The organism is Pseudomonas sp. GOM6 (genome assembly GCF_029537485.1).
Classification (GTDB): domain Bacteria; phylum Pseudomonadota; class Gammaproteobacteria; order Pseudomonadales; family Pseudomonadaceae; genus Aquipseudomonas.
On the sequence record NZ_JARPUS010000002.1, the window covers coordinates 396942 to 411998 of the forward strand.

Annotated in this window: 13 protein-coding genes; 7 read left to right on the forward strand and 6 right to left on the reverse strand. The window is 65.1% G+C overall.

The genetic code is table 11. The features are described 5' to 3' along the window. Positions 1-55: 55 nt before the first annotated feature. Complete coding sequence (locus P7A97_RS04470) at positions 56-439, reverse strand: DUF2946 domain-containing protein (RefSeq protein ID WP_277688727.1); 384 nt, start codon at positions 437-439, stop codon at positions 56-58. Positions 440-846: 407 nt separating this feature from the next. On the opposite strand from P7A97_RS04470, the gene P7A97_RS04475 reads away from it, so the two are divergent. Both P7A97_RS04475 and rmuC read left to right on the forward strand, forming a co-directional pair. Next, positions 847-1275 (forward strand): sel1 repeat family protein, encoded by a 429-nt coding sequence (locus tag P7A97_RS04475; RefSeq protein ID WP_347177303.1) that lies wholly within the window; start codon positions 847-849, stop codon positions 1273-1275. 408 nt (positions 1276-1683) lie between these two features. Next, positions 1684-3045, forward strand: coding sequence for a DNA recombination protein RmuC (gene rmuC, locus P7A97_RS04480; RefSeq protein WP_277688759.1), 1362 nt, complete (start codon positions 1684-1686; stop codon positions 3043-3045). Between the two features lies 1 nt (position 3046). On the opposite strand, the gene P7A97_RS04485 is transcribed toward rmuC, so the two are convergent. From P7A97_RS04485 to P7A97_RS04495, 3 genes are all read right to left on the reverse strand, one after another. After that, positions 3047-4303, reverse strand: coding sequence for an MgtC/SapB family protein (locus P7A97_RS04485; RefSeq protein WP_277688728.1), 1257 nt, complete (start codon positions 4301-4303; stop codon positions 3047-3049). A 67-nt stretch (positions 4304-4370) separates the two neighbouring features. Further along, positions 4371-5069, reverse strand: coding sequence for a pirin family protein (locus tag P7A97_RS04490; RefSeq protein ID WP_277688729.1), 699 nt, complete (start codon positions 5067-5069; stop codon positions 4371-4373). A 139-nt stretch (positions 5070-5208) separates the two neighbouring features. Continuing rightward, entirely contained in the window at positions 5209-8682 is a 3474-nt protein-coding gene (locus P7A97_RS04495; RefSeq protein WP_277688730.1) for a PAS domain-containing hybrid sensor histidine kinase/response regulator, read from the reverse strand. Positions 8683-8828: 146 nt separating this feature from the next. On the opposite strand from P7A97_RS04495, the gene P7A97_RS04500 reads away from it, so the two are divergent. The 5 genes from P7A97_RS04500 (at position 8829) to P7A97_RS04520 (ending at position 13397) form a co-directional block, all read left to right on the forward strand. After that, positions 8829-9398 (forward strand): GNAT family protein, encoded by a 570-nt coding sequence (locus tag P7A97_RS04500; RefSeq protein ID WP_277688731.1) that lies wholly within the window; start codon positions 8829-8831, stop codon positions 9396-9398. A gap of 5 nt (positions 9399-9403) precedes the next feature. Continuing rightward, the gene (locus P7A97_RS04505) at positions 9404-10228 is read left to right on the forward strand and encodes an AraC family transcriptional regulator (RefSeq protein WP_277688732.1); all 825 of its coding nucleotides are present in this window, start codon (positions 9404-9406) and stop codon (positions 10226-10228) included. A gap of 157 nt (positions 10229-10385) precedes the next feature. Then, on the forward strand, positions 10386-11096 hold the full coding sequence (locus P7A97_RS04510; RefSeq protein WP_277688733.1) for an AzlC family ABC transporter permease: 711 nt from the start codon (positions 10386-10388) through the stop codon (positions 11094-11096). Beyond that, positions 11096-11425, forward strand: coding sequence for an AzlD domain-containing protein (locus P7A97_RS04515; protein WP_277688734.1), 330 nt, complete (start codon positions 11096-11098; stop codon positions 11423-11425). Before P7A97_RS04510 ends, P7A97_RS04515 begins: the two co-directional genes overlap by 1 nt. Positions 11426-11525: 100 nt before the next feature. Beyond that, positions 11526-13397, forward strand: coding sequence for an MFS transporter (locus P7A97_RS04520; protein WP_277688735.1), 1872 nt, complete (start codon positions 11526-11528; stop codon positions 13395-13397). Between the two features lie 54 nt (positions 13398-13451). Here the strand turns inward: P7A97_RS04520 and sugE are convergent, their stop codons facing one another. Next, positions 13452-13766, reverse strand: a complete 315-nt coding sequence (gene sugE / locus P7A97_RS04525) for a quaternary ammonium compound efflux SMR transporter SugE (RefSeq protein ID WP_277688736.1) — start codon at positions 13764-13766, stop codon at positions 13452-13454. Between the two features lie 165 nt (positions 13767-13931). After that, a complete protein-coding gene (gene rdgC, locus P7A97_RS04530; protein WP_277688737.1) occupies positions 13932-14852 on the reverse strand; it encodes a recombination-associated protein RdgC in 921 nt (306 codons plus the stop codon). Between the last annotated feature and the right edge of the window lie 205 nt (positions 14853-15057).

Below are 15057 nucleotides of genomic sequence, written 5' to 3' on the forward strand. Positions count from 1 at the left end.
GTTGCACTCGTAAATGGCAGAGATGAATTACCAGTGGCCGGGATGACGGCCGGGATCAGAACTGGGGAGAGGCGCGGGGATTGGCCGAGGGCCAGAAGTAGCGGGGAGGGGCCTTGCTCTGCTGCTCGCGCAGGGCACGCGGTGTGCGGGCAGGGCGTAGCAGCCAGGCGAGGACAAAGAGCAGGCCAAGGCTGACCACGGCATTGGCACCCAGCGCGCAGGTGAAGGGGTTGCTCATGCTGGCGCTGTCGCTGCTGTTGAAATCATCGGCGAACCCGATGCCGGTGTTGCCGCTCGTCGAGCAGTACAGCCCGCCGATGCCGCTCAGCTGCAGCCCAGCATCTTGGCCGTGGGCGATGGCGCAGGCCAGCAGGTTGCTCAGGATGCACACATAGAGCATCCAGGCGGTGGCGGCGCGATGTAATGGGCTGAGCTTCATGGCTGGCCAATCTAGCAGCTAAAGGGGCGTGCGGTCACTTGCCGCAGAGGGTTCAATTGTCGCACCTGCCGCGCTCTGAAAAGGGGCATTGCCGGCAGCTAGGCCAAGCACTTGTGCACAATAGCGGCGCAGCTTGTCAAGCTAGTGTCACAATCCGTCGTAACTGCTTGATTCTTCTTATTCAATTTTTAAGTTATTGAAAAATATAGATTTTTATTGCTGGTGAAAAAATCGACAGTTTGTCTGTGAACCCCAGTGGACGGGGGTTGAGACCGATTTTCACCAAGTTATCCACGGAGTTATCCACAGCTTCTGTGGACTGTTTAGAGTCCTCGCTCTAGAACGCAAGCGGTCGGGTTTTGCAAGTCTTTACCCGGCGAAAAAAGAGAGTAGAGTGGCGCGCCCCGATGTCAGCCAAAGCCTACATGAAGTCTCGCGCTCTCCACGCCACCCAGCACCCGTCCGACGCCGGCACTCGCCTGCCCACCCGCCTGGCCCTGTGGCTGCTCGATCGTCCACGCCTGGGGCATCACGCCAGTGTCAAACGTATCGCCGGACGCATGCTCAAGCAGCCTGCTCGTCAGGGGGTTGTCGTGGCACAGAGTCGTCTGGGGCAACTGCTGTGCCGCGACTGCGGCAACACCCGCGACCGTCGCATCGGTCTGGAGCTGCTGCGCCAGGCTGCCCGGGCAGGTGATCTGCGTGCGCAGCTGGAGCTGGCGCGTTATTACAGCCAGCCGCGTCAGGCCGAGTTCGCACAGGCGCGCCACTGGCTGGAGATGGCGGCTGCCCAGGGCTCCCACGAGGCAGTGCGTCTGCTCAAGCGCTTGCCCTGAGCGCCGGCTCTCCAAGCTCGCGTAGCAGCCACAGTTTTTATTGGCCCGGCCCTGTTTTATGTGCTCCCCCTAATCGCAGGGGCGATGCCGAGACAGGCTTTTGCGGGAGCGATTTCAGTCGCGATCAGGTCAGGCCAAAGGCATCGCGACTAAAGTCGCTCTCACAGAGAAACTGCATGGCCTATCAGGCCCTTCGTGCGTAGTGCTCGCTTCTCAAGCCCTGAGGTCTGAGCGCCCCATGGGTATACTGCCGGAAGTTCTTAACCCGCTGCGAGTGTGCCCGTGCCTCTGTCCTTTGCTCCTGATCTCCCCAATCTGTTACTTGGTCTGTTGCTGGGCGCCGTACCCCTGGCCGTACTGGCCTGGCGTCTGCAGAGTGCGCAGGCGGCTCAGGCCGCCGAACGCCTGCTGTTGGAGGAACGCCTGGCCCAGGCGCGCCTGGCCCAGGAGGGGCTGAGCGCACAGATCGACGGCCTGCAGGACGATTTGCGCGCCCTGCAGCAGGACAACAGCGGCCAGCAGGCCGAGCTAGCCGCGCTGCGCCGTGAGCGTGAGTTGCTGGGGCGCGAGCGCGAGACGGCGCAGCAGGCGGCGCAGGACTGGAACCGTGAGCGTGAACAGAAGGAAGGCCAGCTGCGCCAACTGGAAAGCCAGCGCGCCAGCCTGGCCGCCGAGCTGCGCGAGCAGCAGGAGCACCATCAGCAGCGTCTGACCGACCTGCAGGCCGCCCGTGACGAGCTGCGCGCGCAGTTCGCGGAGCTGGCGGGAAAGATCTTCGACGAGCGTGAGCAGCGCTTCGCCGAGACCAGCCAGCAGCGCTTGGGCCAGCTGCTCGACCCGCTCAAGGAGCGCATCCAGGCCTTCGAAAAGCGTGTCGAGGAGAGTTACCAGAATGAGGCCCGCGAGCGTTTCTCCCTGGCCAAGGAGCTGGAGCGCCTGCAGCAGCTGAACCAGCGCCTGGGTGATGAGGCGACCAACCTGACCCGCGCGCTCAAGGGCCAGAAAACCCAGGGCAACTGGGGCGAGCTGGTGCTGGAACGGGTGCTGGAGCATGCCGGCCTGGAGAAGGGGCGCGAGTACCACACCCAGGTCAGCCTCAAGGGTGCCGACGGCGAGCGCTTCCAGCCGGATGTGCTGATCCAGCTACCCGGCGACAAGCAGGTGGTGGTGGACGCCAAGGTCAGCCTCACCGCCTACCAGGCGCTGCTCGCCGCCGAGGACGAAGACGCCCGCGGCGCGGCGCTCAAGCAGCATGTGCTGAGCCTGCGCAGCCACCTCAAGGGCCTCTCGGTGAAGGACTACCAGCGCCTGGAGGGCCTGCACAGCCTGGATTTCGTGCTGCTCTTCGTGCCGATCGAGGCAGCCTTCGCCGCCGCCTTGCAGGCCGATCCGGGCCTGTTCCAGGAGGCCTTCGAGCAGCACATCGTGATCGTCAGTCCGACCACCCTGCTGGCCACCCTGCGGGTGATCGACAGCCTCTGGCGTCAGGAGCGGCAGAGCCAGAACGCCCGCGACATCGCCGAGCGTGCCGGGCAGCTGTACGACAAGTTCGTTGCCTTCATCGGCGACCTGGACGAAGTCGGCAGCCGCCTCAAGCAGCTGGACAAGGCCTACGACGCGGCGCGCAACAAGCTCTGCGAAGGGCGCGGCAACCTGATCAACCGGGTCGAGAATCTCAAGCTGCTTGGTGCCCGTGCCAGCAAGAGCCTGCCGGCCGAGCTGATCGAGCGCGCCGCGGGCGTGCCGCAGCTGGACGAGGCGGGCGAGTAGGTCAGACCAGCAGCAGGGCCGCCAGCCCCAGCAAAAGACCTGCACCCATCACCGGTAAAGTGCGTAAGGCCAGCTCGCGGCCGCCGATCAGGGCGATCAGCCCGGCCTTGACCAGGCTGTTGCTGAAGGCGGCCAGGTAGATGCCCTGTATGGCCAATTCCGCGGCCATGTCGGCTTTTGCGCTACGTGCCAGGGACAGGGTGATGGCATCCACATCGGTCAGGCCGGAGAGGATGGCCACCCCCCATACCCCGGCATGACCGAACCAGGCACGCGCCGCTTCGATCAGCAGCAGGATGACTGCCAGCAAGGCGGCGAAGCGTAGGGCCGGACCCAGCTCGAAAGGGTTTTTCAACGGGGGCTCGATTGCCTCGCGCAGCTCGCCATCCGCGATGCGGTAGAACACCAGGGCGCCGGCCGCATAGACCAACCCGGCGAGGCCCAGTGGCAACAGCAGGGATGGCAGCAGCTCGGGGTTGATGAGGCCGACTTCCAGTAGCACGCGCGGAAACATCAGGGCCGAGGTGGCCAGCAGGGCACTGGCCAGCAAGGCGCGCATCTGCCGGCCAGTGTGCAGGCGCGACAGGGTCATGGTCATGGCGGTGGACGAGACGATGCCGCCGAGCAGCGCGGTGACCAGCATGCCGTGGCGAGTGCCAATGACGCGGATGGCCACGTAGGCGGCGAAGCCGATGGCGGCGATCAGCACCACCATCCACCACACCGCGTAGGGGTTGAAGGCCTGCCAGGGGCCATAGCCCTGATTGGGTAGCACCGGCAGCAGAACCAGAGAGATGAACAGCAGCTTTAGTGCACCTGACAGCTCTGCCTCGGAGAGCCGGCGTAGGCCGCTGTGCAGGGGCTCCTTGAGGCTCAGCAGCAGGGCCACCACGACCGCACCGCCGGCCGCCAGGCTGCGTTCGTGGGCCAGCGCCAGGCTGCCGAGGAGAAAGGTGACCAGCAGGGCGATCTCGCTGGTCAGGCCCAGGTCGCCGCTGCGTTTGACCTCACCCAGGTAGCCGGCCAGCGCCAGCAGGCCAACCACCACCAGCACGGCGATCCAGCTGGCCATGCCGAACTGCTGGCCGAGCAGGGCGGCCAGACCGCCCAGCAGGCCGACCAGGCCGAAGGTGCGGATGCCTGCGACCAGATGGGTGTCGTCACTGGCGCGAGCGCGCCAACCCCGCTCAGCGCCAATCAGCAGGCCGGCAGCCAGGGCAGTGGCAAGATCGAGGACAAGTTCGAGACTGGCTGGCATGGTCGTTCCTTCGGCTGGCCGATGGGCGCAGTCTAGCCGCTCGCGGCGTCCTGCCGCTTGCTCCAGGTCAAGCCACGTCGACCAGCACCACCTCGCTGTCTTCGAGGGCGGTCACGCGTACCACCTCCTCATCGGCAATGGCCACGCCGTCGCGCTCGTCGGCCGCCACGCCGTTGACCTCGATGCGGCCCTTGGCGGCCACCAGGTAGCCCTTGCGCAGACGGCCCAGCGGGTACTCGGCGCTTTGTCCGGCGTTCAGGGTGGCGGCGGCCAGCCGCGCATCGGCACGGATGCGCAGGGCCTCTTCGTCACGCCCATGGCCGCTGGCCAGGATGACGAACTGGCCGGCACGTTCGCCCTTGGGAAACGGCTTGGCGCCCCAGGACGGTGCTTCGCCCTGCTGATCCGGGATGATCCAGATCTGGAATATCTTGCTGGTCACCGCTTCCAGGTTGTACTCGGAGTGGGCGATGCCGGTGCCGGCACTCATCACCTGCACGTCACCGGCCTCGGTGCGGCCCTGGTTGCCCAGGTTGTCGCGGTGGGTGATGGCGCCTTCACGGACGTAGGTGATGATCTCCATGTCGTGGTGCGGGTGCGTCGGAAAACCCGAGCCAGCGGCGATTTCGTCGTCGTTCCAGACGCGCAGGCGGCCCCAGTTGACCCGCTCGGGGTCCCGATATTCGGCGAAGGAGAAATGGTGGCGGGCATTCAGCCAGCCGTGGTCGGCGTGGCCGAGGGAAGCGAAAGGGCGTACGTCGATCATGTTGATGGCTCCATGGCCTGGGCGCCAGAGTGCGCCGCAGGAGATGGAGGGGATGATCTATCGATTTATTGCTGATAAAAAGCGCAAAAATCCGCTTTTATGTATCGACTAAGTGAATTATTTGCGCTGTCGGTTGCGCCTAGCTGAGTGGCAGGTGGCGGCTGATCAGCGCGCGCAAGGCTGCTGGCTTGACCGGTTTGGCCAGGAAGTCCAGGCCAGCCGCATGCACGGCGGCGACCAGCTCGGGACGGCCGTCGGCGCTGATCACCACGCCGGGCAGCGGCTGGCCCATGCGCGTGCGCAGCCAGGCCATCAGCTCGGTACCGGTGTCACCTTCGTCCAGGTGGTAGTCGACCAGGGCCAACTGAGGCTGCACCGCCTCGTCCAGCAGGTGTTCGCACTCCAGACGGTTGCGTGCCGTCCACACCTGGCAACCCCAGCGCGACAGCAGGCTGTGCATGCCGGTAAGGATGCTGTCCTCGTTGTCGATGCACAGCACCTGGGCGCCGCCCAGGCTGTGGCCATTGACCTCGCTGGCGGAGAGCACCGGCTGAGGTTGCGGGGCAGGGCCGCGCACCAGCGGTACGCGCACGCTGAACACGCTGCCTTTGCCCGGCCAGGAGCGCACCTCCAGGCGATGATCGAGCACCCGGCACAGGCCGTCGGCAATCGCCAGGCCGAGGCCCAGGCCTTTTTCCGCACGGGTCTGGTGGCTGTCCAGGCGCTTGAACTCTTCGAAGATCACCTTGCGCTTGTCCTCGGGAATGCCGGGGCCGCGGTCCCACACTTCCAGGCGCAGGTACTGGCCTTCGCGCCGGGCGCCGAGCAGTACATGGCCCTTGGCATAGCGGAAGGCGTTGGTGAGGAAGTTCTGCAGGATCCGCCGCAGCAGGCGCGGGTCGCTGTCGATGCGCTGCTGGCTGCTGACCAGACGAAAATCCACGCCCTGTTCCTGGGCCAGCACCTTGAATTCGGCGCCCAGGGCGTCAATCAGCTGGCCCAGCGGGAAGACGTGGCGCTCCGGGGTGATGCGCCCGCTTTCCAGGCGCGAGATGTCCAGCAGGTCGGTGATCAGGTCCTCGGCCGAGCGCAATGAGCTGTCCAGATGGCGCACCAGTTCGCGGGCCTCGCGCGGCAGGGCCTCCTGCTGGTGGGCGAGGGAGGCGGAGAACAGGCGGGCGGCGTTCAGCGGCTGCATCAGGTCGTGGCTGACGGCGGCAAGAAAGCGGGTCTTGGAGGCGTTGGCCGCTTCGGCGTTGGCTTTGGCATCGCTCAGCGCCTGGTTCAGCTGGGACAGCTCCTGGGTGCGTTCGGCGACCCGTTGTTCCAGGCCCTCGTTGGCGTCCTTGAGGTCGCGCTCGGCCTGGCGGAAGGCGGTGATGTCGGTGAAGCTCATGACGAAGCCGCCACCGGGCATGGGGTTGCCGATCAGTTCGATGACCCGGCCATTGGGAAACAGGCGCTCGGAGGTGTGTGCGTTGCCCTGGCGCATCCACTGCAGGCGCCGGGTGACGTGGCTTTCCACCTCGCCCGGGCCGCACAGGCCGCGTTCGGCATTGTGGCGAATGATGTCGGCAATCGGCCGGCCGACGCCGATCAGGCCTTCGGGGTACTCGAACAACTCCAGGTAGCGGTGGTTCCAGGCCACCAGGCGCAGGTTTTGGTCGACCACGCTGATGCCCTGGGTGATGTTTTCGATCGCGCCCTGCAGCAGGGCGCGGTTGAACTGCAGGACCTCGGAGGCTTCGTCGACGATGCGTACCACGTCTTCGACCTGCATCTCGCGGCCTTCGATGGCAGCGCGCACCACGGCTCGGGTGCTGGAGGCACCGAGCACACCGGCAAGCAGGCGCTCGGTGTGGGCGATCCATTCACTGTCGGCGTTCTGGCTGGGGTTGAAGGGTTTGTCCTGCTGGTAGGAGAAACGCACGAAGCTCTGTCGGGCGCGTTCCTCGCCGACGAAGCGTGCGGCCAGCTGCATCAAATCCGCCACTTGCACGGCCAACTGGCTGCGGCCGCTGGGGCGGCTGCCGAAATCCTGGCCGATGAAACGGCCGGCTTGCCAGTGCTCGGAGACGCGGGTGCGGGAGAACCAGGACACCAAAGCGAAGATCGCCCAGTTGGCCGCCAGTGACAGCAGCACGCCGCGGGTCAGCGGGTCGATCTCGATACCGACCGGGTAGTAGAGCATCTCCGGCAGCAGCGGGAAGCGGTCCAGCGACCAGCGCATGCCACCGGCCATCAGCGGCAGTACCAGGGTGTAGAACCACACCAGGCTGCCGGCGCCAAGGCCGGCGAACACGCCGCGACGGTTGGCCTGTTTCCACAGCAGCGCGCCGAACATGGCCGGGCCGAGCTGGGCGATGGCGGCGAACGACAGTTGACCGATGGTGGCCAGGCTGGCGTTGGTGCCGAGCAGGCGGTAGCAGACATAGGACAGTAACAGGATGATCAGGATGCTCACCCGGCGGGCGCTGAGCATCCAGTGGCGGAAGGCCTCGAAGGGCCGCTCGGTACTCTGCCGGCGCAGCAGCAGCGGCAGCAGCATGTCGTTGGAGATCATGGTCGACAGCGCCACCGAGGCGACGATCACCATGCCGGTGGCCGCCGAGGCGCCGCCGATGAACGCCAGCAGGGCCAGTGCCGGGTGCGCCTCGGCCAGCGGCAGGCTGATGACGAAGGAGTCCGGCAACACGCCCTGGGGCAGGTACAACTGGCCGGCCAGGGCGATAGGCACCACGAACAGCGCGGCCAGCAGCAGGTAGGCGGGGAATACCCAGCGCGCCAGGCGCAGGTCGCTCGGGTCGTTGTTCTCCACCACGCTGACGTGGAATTGGCGCGGCAGGCAGACGATGGCGGCCATCGCCAGGCCGGTCTGTACCAGCATGAACGGCCAGCTCACCGTGTGCGCCCAGAAGTCGTTCAGCTCCGGGGCCTGGCGCGCCTGGCTCCACAGGTCACCAAAGCCGTCGAACAGGCCCCAGGTAACGAAAACGCCAACGGCGAGGAAGGCCAGCAGTTTGATCAGTGACTCGAAGGCGATGGCCAGCACCATGCCGCGATGGTGTTCGGTCACATCCAGGTTGCGGGTGCCGAACAGTACGGTGAACACGGCCAGCACCACGGACACGATCAGCGCGGTGTCCTGGCCTTTGAGGCTGGATGAGGCGCCGATCAGCAGGTTGACGCCGAGCACGATGCCTTTGAGTTGCAGGGCGATATAGGGCAGCACGCCGACCAGGCAGATCAGCGCCACCACCACCGCCAGCGACTGGGATTTGCCATAGCGGGCGGCGATGAAGTCGGCGATCGAGGTGATGTTCTCCTGCTTGCTGATCATCACCATCTTTTCCAGCACCCAGGGCGCGAAGAGCAGGACGATGATCGGCCCCAGGTAGATCGGCAGGAACGACCACAGCTCGCCGGCGGCCTGGCCCACCGCGCCGAAGAAGGTCCAGCTGGTGCAGTACACCGCCAGCGACAGGCTGTAGACCCAGGCGCGCACCCGTGGCGACAGGGGCGTGCGGCGGCGGTCGCCATAGAAGGCGATGGCAAACAGGACGGCCATGTAGACCAGGGCGACGAAGGCGATCAAACCGCCGGACAGCGACATGCGGGCTCCAGGTGTGGCAACGGCTGCGCTAAGTCTCGCACGGGACATGCCGTTCGTCAGGCGCGACCAAGGTCGCAGGCCGCTTGAGGCGGGCGCTGCGGGCTGATAGCGTGATCGGCCGTAAACGTGTGAGAAGAGTTGCCCCGATGTTCCAGCCCCACCCCGTTACCCTGCAACAGGGCGCGCTGCGCCTGGAGCCCCTGACCGAAGCGGACCTGCCCGCCTTGCTGGAGCTGGCCGAAGCCAACCGGGGCAACCAGCAGTACATGAGCGGCACCCTGCGTCCGGATTACTACCGCACGGCACTGCTCGACCAGCGCGAGGGGCGCGCAGTGGTATTCGCCATCCGCCTGGCCGGCGAACTGGTCGGTACCACGCGCTTCTTCGATTTCAATCCGGTGCTGCCGGCGGCCGAGATCGGCTCGACCTGGCTCGATGCGCGCCAGCACGGCAGCGGCCTGAACCTGATGATCAAGTACCTGATGCTGCGCCACGCCTTCGAGGCGTGGCAGCTGGTACGCGTGCAACTGAAAACCGCTGGCAGCAACCTGCGCTCCCAGGCCGCCATCGCCAAGCTCGGTGCGGTGCGCGAAGGCGTTCTGCGCAACCACCGGCGTCTGGCCGAGGGCCGGCTCGATGACAGCGTGATGTTCAGCGTCACCGATGCTGAGTGGCCGCAGGTGAAGCTGGGCCTGGAGGCGCGCTTCGGCGCCTGAGCCGCATGACCGGTGAACAGTCTCGTTTCAGTTCCGTAGCCGATCTGGAGGGGCTGGAGCTGCTCTCCGCACGCTTCATCGAGCACAGCTTCGATCCTCATGTACACGAGGGTTATGCCATCGCCGTGCTGGAGGAGGGCGCCGAACGCTATCGCTATCGCGGGGCCGAACACCTGGCGGCGGCGGGCAGTATTGCCCTGCTTAACCCGGGCGAGGTGCATACCGGCTCCAAGGCCAGCGAGCAGGGCTGGCGCTACCGTGTCTACTATCCACGTGCGGAGCAGTTCCGCGAGCTGTTGGCGGAGCTCGAACTGCCTCATGGCAGTGCGCCCATGTTCGATGGCAGCGTGCATCGTGACGCCGAGCTGGTGGCGCTGCTGATTCAGTTGCACCGCCTGCTGGAGAGTCCGGACAGCTCGACGCTGCAGCGCCAGACGTTCTGGCGCGAGGCCATGCTGCTTCTGCTGCAGCGCTATGCCCGGGTGCCCTCGACGCGCCCGGCTGGAAGAGAGCCTGGCGCGGTGGCGCGGGCCAAGGAGTTGCTGGCGGCCAGCCTGGTCGAGCCGCCATCGCTCGAAGCACTGGCGGCGGCGGTTAATCTGTCGCCGTTTCACTTTGCTAGGGTGTTTCGTCGCGCCACGGGGTTACCGCCGCATGCCTGGCTCAAGCAACGCCGCCTGGAACAGGCGCGGGCGTTGCTGAAAAGCGGTTGCACGCCACTGAACGTGGCGATGCAGCTGGGCTTTGCCGACCAGAGCCATCTTGGTCGTCAGTTCAAGCAGGCCTATGGCGTGGCTCCGGGTGAGTACCGCAGTGCCTGTGCGGGTTGATGGGGTAGCAGTTTCTTCATCAGACTTCACTTGAGTCGCGACTGAAAACGGAGCGCCATCCAGTCGCTGTCCTCGGCTGGTGCCCTCTTTATATGCGCAAGATTGTTCAAGACCCGACCTGACCCATTGGTTAACCTCCGCAGCTCAAGGAGGTTCCATGTCCCGTCAACACGAGTTTTTCCAAGGCCTGCGCGACATGCTGCCGATGCTGCTCGGTGCCATGCCGTTCGGCATCATCTATGGCAGCTTGGCCGGCGCCGCCGGTCTCACGCCCTGGCAGACCATCGGCATGTCGGTGCTGGTGTTCGCCGGCTCCGCCCAGTTCATCGCCATCAGCCTGCTCGGTGGCGGCGCGACCCTGTTGGTGCTGTGGCTGACCACGCTGGTGGTCAATCTGCGCCACGCCCTCTACAGCGCGACCCTGCAGCCTTTCGTCCGCCATCTGCCCAAGCGCTGGCGTGTGCCACTGGCATTCTGGCTGACCGACGAAGCCTTCGCCGTGGTCCAGCACCGCTACGCGGAGAAGGATGCGTCGCCGCACAAGCACTGGTACTTCCTGGGTGCCGGGCTGGCCATGTATGGCAACTGGCTGGCCTGCACCCTGATTGGCCTGTTGTTTGGCCAGGCAGTGCCGAACATCGGCGCCTGGGGTCTGGATTTCGCCATGCTGGCGACCTTCATTGGCATCGTCGTGCCCATGCTGCGCAACCGCCCGCAAGTGGCGGCGGCGCTGGTGGCGGGTGCAGTGGCGCTGGCCTGCCATGGCCTGCCGTACAAGCTCGGGCTGATGGCTGCGGCGGCTGCCGGTATTGTCGTTGGCGTGGTGCTGGAGCAGCGCTACCGCCTGTTGCTGGACAAGGAGCTGTGATGGACAACTGGATACTGATCCTTGGCATGTTGGCGATCACCTTCGCCACCCGTTACAGCCTGTTCGCCTTTCCCGACCTGCGTTTTCCGCCGCTGGTGCGCCAGGGCCTGCACTACGTACCGACCGCCGTGCTGACCGCCATCGTGGTACCGGGTATGTTCCTGCCCGATGGTCAGCACTGGGCGCTGAGCCTGGACAATGCCTACCTGCTGGCCGGTCTGGTGACCATCGCCATCGCGGCGCTGACCCGTCATCTGCTGGCCACCATTGGCGGTGGCCTGCTGGTGTTCTTCCTGCTGCGCTGGGCGCTGGGGCAACTGCCGATCTGAGCCTGTCACTGCGCAAAAGCTGCATTCGGGTGTGGCTTTGCGCAGGCCAGATGGAGTCCAATGCAGGACGGCCGTTTGGCCTCAGACAGGTACAAGGACGATGACCCAACACTCGCAATTCGCCCTGCTCGGCACCCGGCGCTTCCTGCCCTTCTTCATTACCCAGCTGCTCGGCGCGTTCAACGACAACGTGTTCAAGCAGGGGCTGATCCTCGCCATTCTGTTCAAGCTCAGTGTCAGCGCCGACCGCGATCTGCTGGTCAACCTCTGCGCGCTGCTGTTCATCCTGCCGTTCTTCCTGTTCTCCGCCCTGGGCGGCCAGTTCGGCGAGAAGTTCGCCAAGGACAGTCTGATTCGCCAGATCAAGCTGGCCGAGGTGTTCATCATGCTGCTCGGCGCGGCTGGCTTTCTGCTCGGCAGCCTGCCGCTGCTGCTGGCCACGCTGTTCGCCATGGGGACTCAGTCGGCGCTGTTCGGGCCGGTGAAGTACTCGATCCTGCCGGCCGCACTGGAAGAACACGAACTGGTCGGCGGCAACGCCCTGGTGGAGATGGGCACCTTCCTCGCCATTCTTGCCGGCACCATCGGCGCCGGCGTGCTGCTGGCCAGTGACAGCTATGCCGCGCTGGTGGCGGCGAGCGTGGTGCTGGTGGCGGTGCTCGGCTACCTGGCCAGCCGCGCCATCCCGGCCGCCGCGGCAGGTCTGCCAAGCCTGGTGCTGGACTGGAACATCTTCCGTCAGACCTGGCGGATCATGCGCCTGGGGCTGGGCCAGCGCCCGGCGGTGTCGCGCTCGCTGGTGGGCAATTCCTGGTTCTGGTTCCTCGGCGCGGTGTACCTGACGCAGATTCCGGCCTTCGCCAAGGAACTGCTGCACGGCGACGAGAGTGTGGTGACGCTGATTCTCGCGGTGTTTTCGGTGGGCATCGGCCTGGGTTCGATCCTGTGTGAGCGCATGAGCGGGCACAAGGTGGAGATCGGTCTGGTGCCGTTCGGCTCGGCTGGTCTAAGCCTGTTCGGCATTTTGCTCTGGGCGGTGTCCAGCAGCTTTCCGCCGGCGCCGGCCAGCTACGATTGGCTCAGTCTGCTCGGCGTGGGCCAGGCGTGGTGGGTACTTGGCTGCATTCTCGGCATCGGTATGTTCGGCGGCTTCTACATCGTGCCGCTGTACGCCCTCATCCAGTCGCGCACCGAGGAGCATGAGCGGGCGCGGGTGATTGCCGCCAACAACATACTCAATGCGCTGTTCATGGTGGCGGCGGCCATTGTCTCGATTCTGTTCCTGAGCGTGGCCGAGCTGTCCATTCCGCAGCTGTTCCTGGCCATCTCGCTGATGAACATCGCGGTGAACCTGTACATCTTCAAGGTGGTGCCCGAGTTCACCATGCGCTTCCTGATCTGGATGCTCAGCCACTCGATGTACCGGGTGCGCCACGAGAATCTGGACGTGATCCCGGACGAGGGGGCTGCGGTGCTGGTGTGCAACCACGTGTCCTTCGTCGATGCACTGCTGATCGGCGGTGCCATCCGCCGGCCGGTGCGTTTCGTCATGTACTACAAGATCTACAACATGCCGGTGCTCAACTTCGTGTTCCGCACCGCCGGCACCGTGCCCATCGCCGGGCGTAACGAAGACCCGCAGGTGTTCGAGGCGGCCTTCGCCCGTATTGCCAAGTACCTGGAAGAGGGCGAGGTGGTGTGCATCTTCCCCGAGGGCAAGCTGACCACCAGCGGCGAGATCGACGAGTTCAAGGCCGGGGTCGAGCGCATCCTCGCGGCCAACCCGGTACCGGTGATCCCCATGGCGTTGCAGGGGTTGTGGGGTAGCTTCTTCAGCCGCGCTCCGCACAAGGGCCTGTTCAAGCGCTTCTGGTCGCGGATCAACCTGATCGCTGGCCAACCGCTGCCGCCGGACACCGGCAGGCTGGTGTTGCAGGAGCAGGTTGCGCAGTTACGTGGCGATCAGCGCTGAGCCGAGCTGCAAGAAAAAGCCTGCCAATTGGCGGGCTTTTTCGTCGATGCATTTTCAGTGGCTGAGTTTGAGGCCGACCAGCCCCGCGACGATCAGGCCGACGCTGGCCAGGCGCACCAGCGTCATGGCCTCGCCGAACAGCAGAATGCCTGCGATCACCGTGCCCACCGCGCCGACTCCGGTCCAGATGGCGTAGGCCGTGCCCAGCGGCAGTTCCTTCATGGCCACCCCGAGCAGGCCGATGCTGACCACCATGGCGCTCACGGTGAGCAGGGTAGGCATGGGGCGGGAAAAGCCGTCGGTGTACTTCAGGCCGATGGCCCAAGCGACTTCGAACAGGCCGGCAAAAAGCAGGATGATCCAGGACATGAGAGGGCTCCTAACTACTGATGAGCGGGCCGTCCCGGATGATGACTCGAAGGGGAGTTGCGAGGTCGTCCCCGCGTTGTTCGCTATTCTGCACAGTGGATTGCACAGGGCAAGCCCGAGAGGACGAGCGAGCCCTGGCAAAGGTTACCAAAGTTGTCCGGCTGGTCAGATACCTTGCGGGATTTCCTCGCCGCCCAGAGCTTCGACCAGTGCCGGCAGGAAGTCGCAGAAGGTCAGCATCATCAGGGTGAAGCTGGCGTCCTGTTGGCCGAGGTCATCGTCGCCACCGTCCTGGGCAGCCTGATCCTGTAGCAGATCCTCGAAGCGCAGGCGCTTGATCACCAGCTTGTCGTCGAGCACGAAGGACAGCTTGTCCTGCCAGGCCAGCGACAGTTGAGTGACCAGCTTGCCGGACGACAGGTGCAGCTGGATTTCCTCGCTGGTCAGGTCCTGGCGCTTGCAGCGCACCACGCCGCCGTCTTCGTTGACGTCACGCAGCTCGCACTCATCAAGCACGAAGAAGTCCGGCGCGGCCTGCTGGGTCTTGACCCAGTCGGTGAGGGTGGCAGTCGGCGCCATCTTCACCGCCAGCGGGCGAACTGGAAGGCTGCCCAGCACTTCGCGCAGGGTCGACAGCAGGTCTTCGGCCTTCTTGGCGCTGGCCGAGTCGACCAGGATCAGGCCGAGCTTTGGGGCGATGGCGGCAAACGTAGCCGAGCGGCGGACGAAGGCGCGGGGCAGCAGGGACATGACGATCTCGTCCTTCAGCTGGTCGCGCTCCTTCTTGTAGACCTTGCGCATCTGCTGCGCTTCGATCTCGTCGACTTTCTCCTTCAAGGCATCACGCACCACACTGCCCGGCAGAATGCGTTCTTCCTTGCGCGCGGCCACCAGCAGGAAGTCGCCACTGACATGTACCAGCGGTGCATCGGCACCTTTGCCGAAGGGCGCGATGAAACCATAAGTGGTCAGCTCCTGGCTGGCGCAGGCGCGGGCCAGTTTGCTGGCCAGTGCAGCCTCCAGTGCCTCGGCGTCGAACGGCAGATCCTGGGTGAGGCGATAGACGAGCAGGTTGCGGAACCACATGTGGCGGTCTCTCCAAAGTACGCAAAGCGCGCATTATTCTCTGCCGGGACGTATTGGCCAACCCATCGCTAAGCCTTTGGAACGATTGCAGATTTTTTTAAAAAAAGAGCTTGCCAAGGTTCGGATCGCTCTCTAGAATGCGCCCCACTTCGAGAGTGAAGGGTGATTAGCTCAGCCGGGAGAGCATCTGCCTTACAAGCAGAGG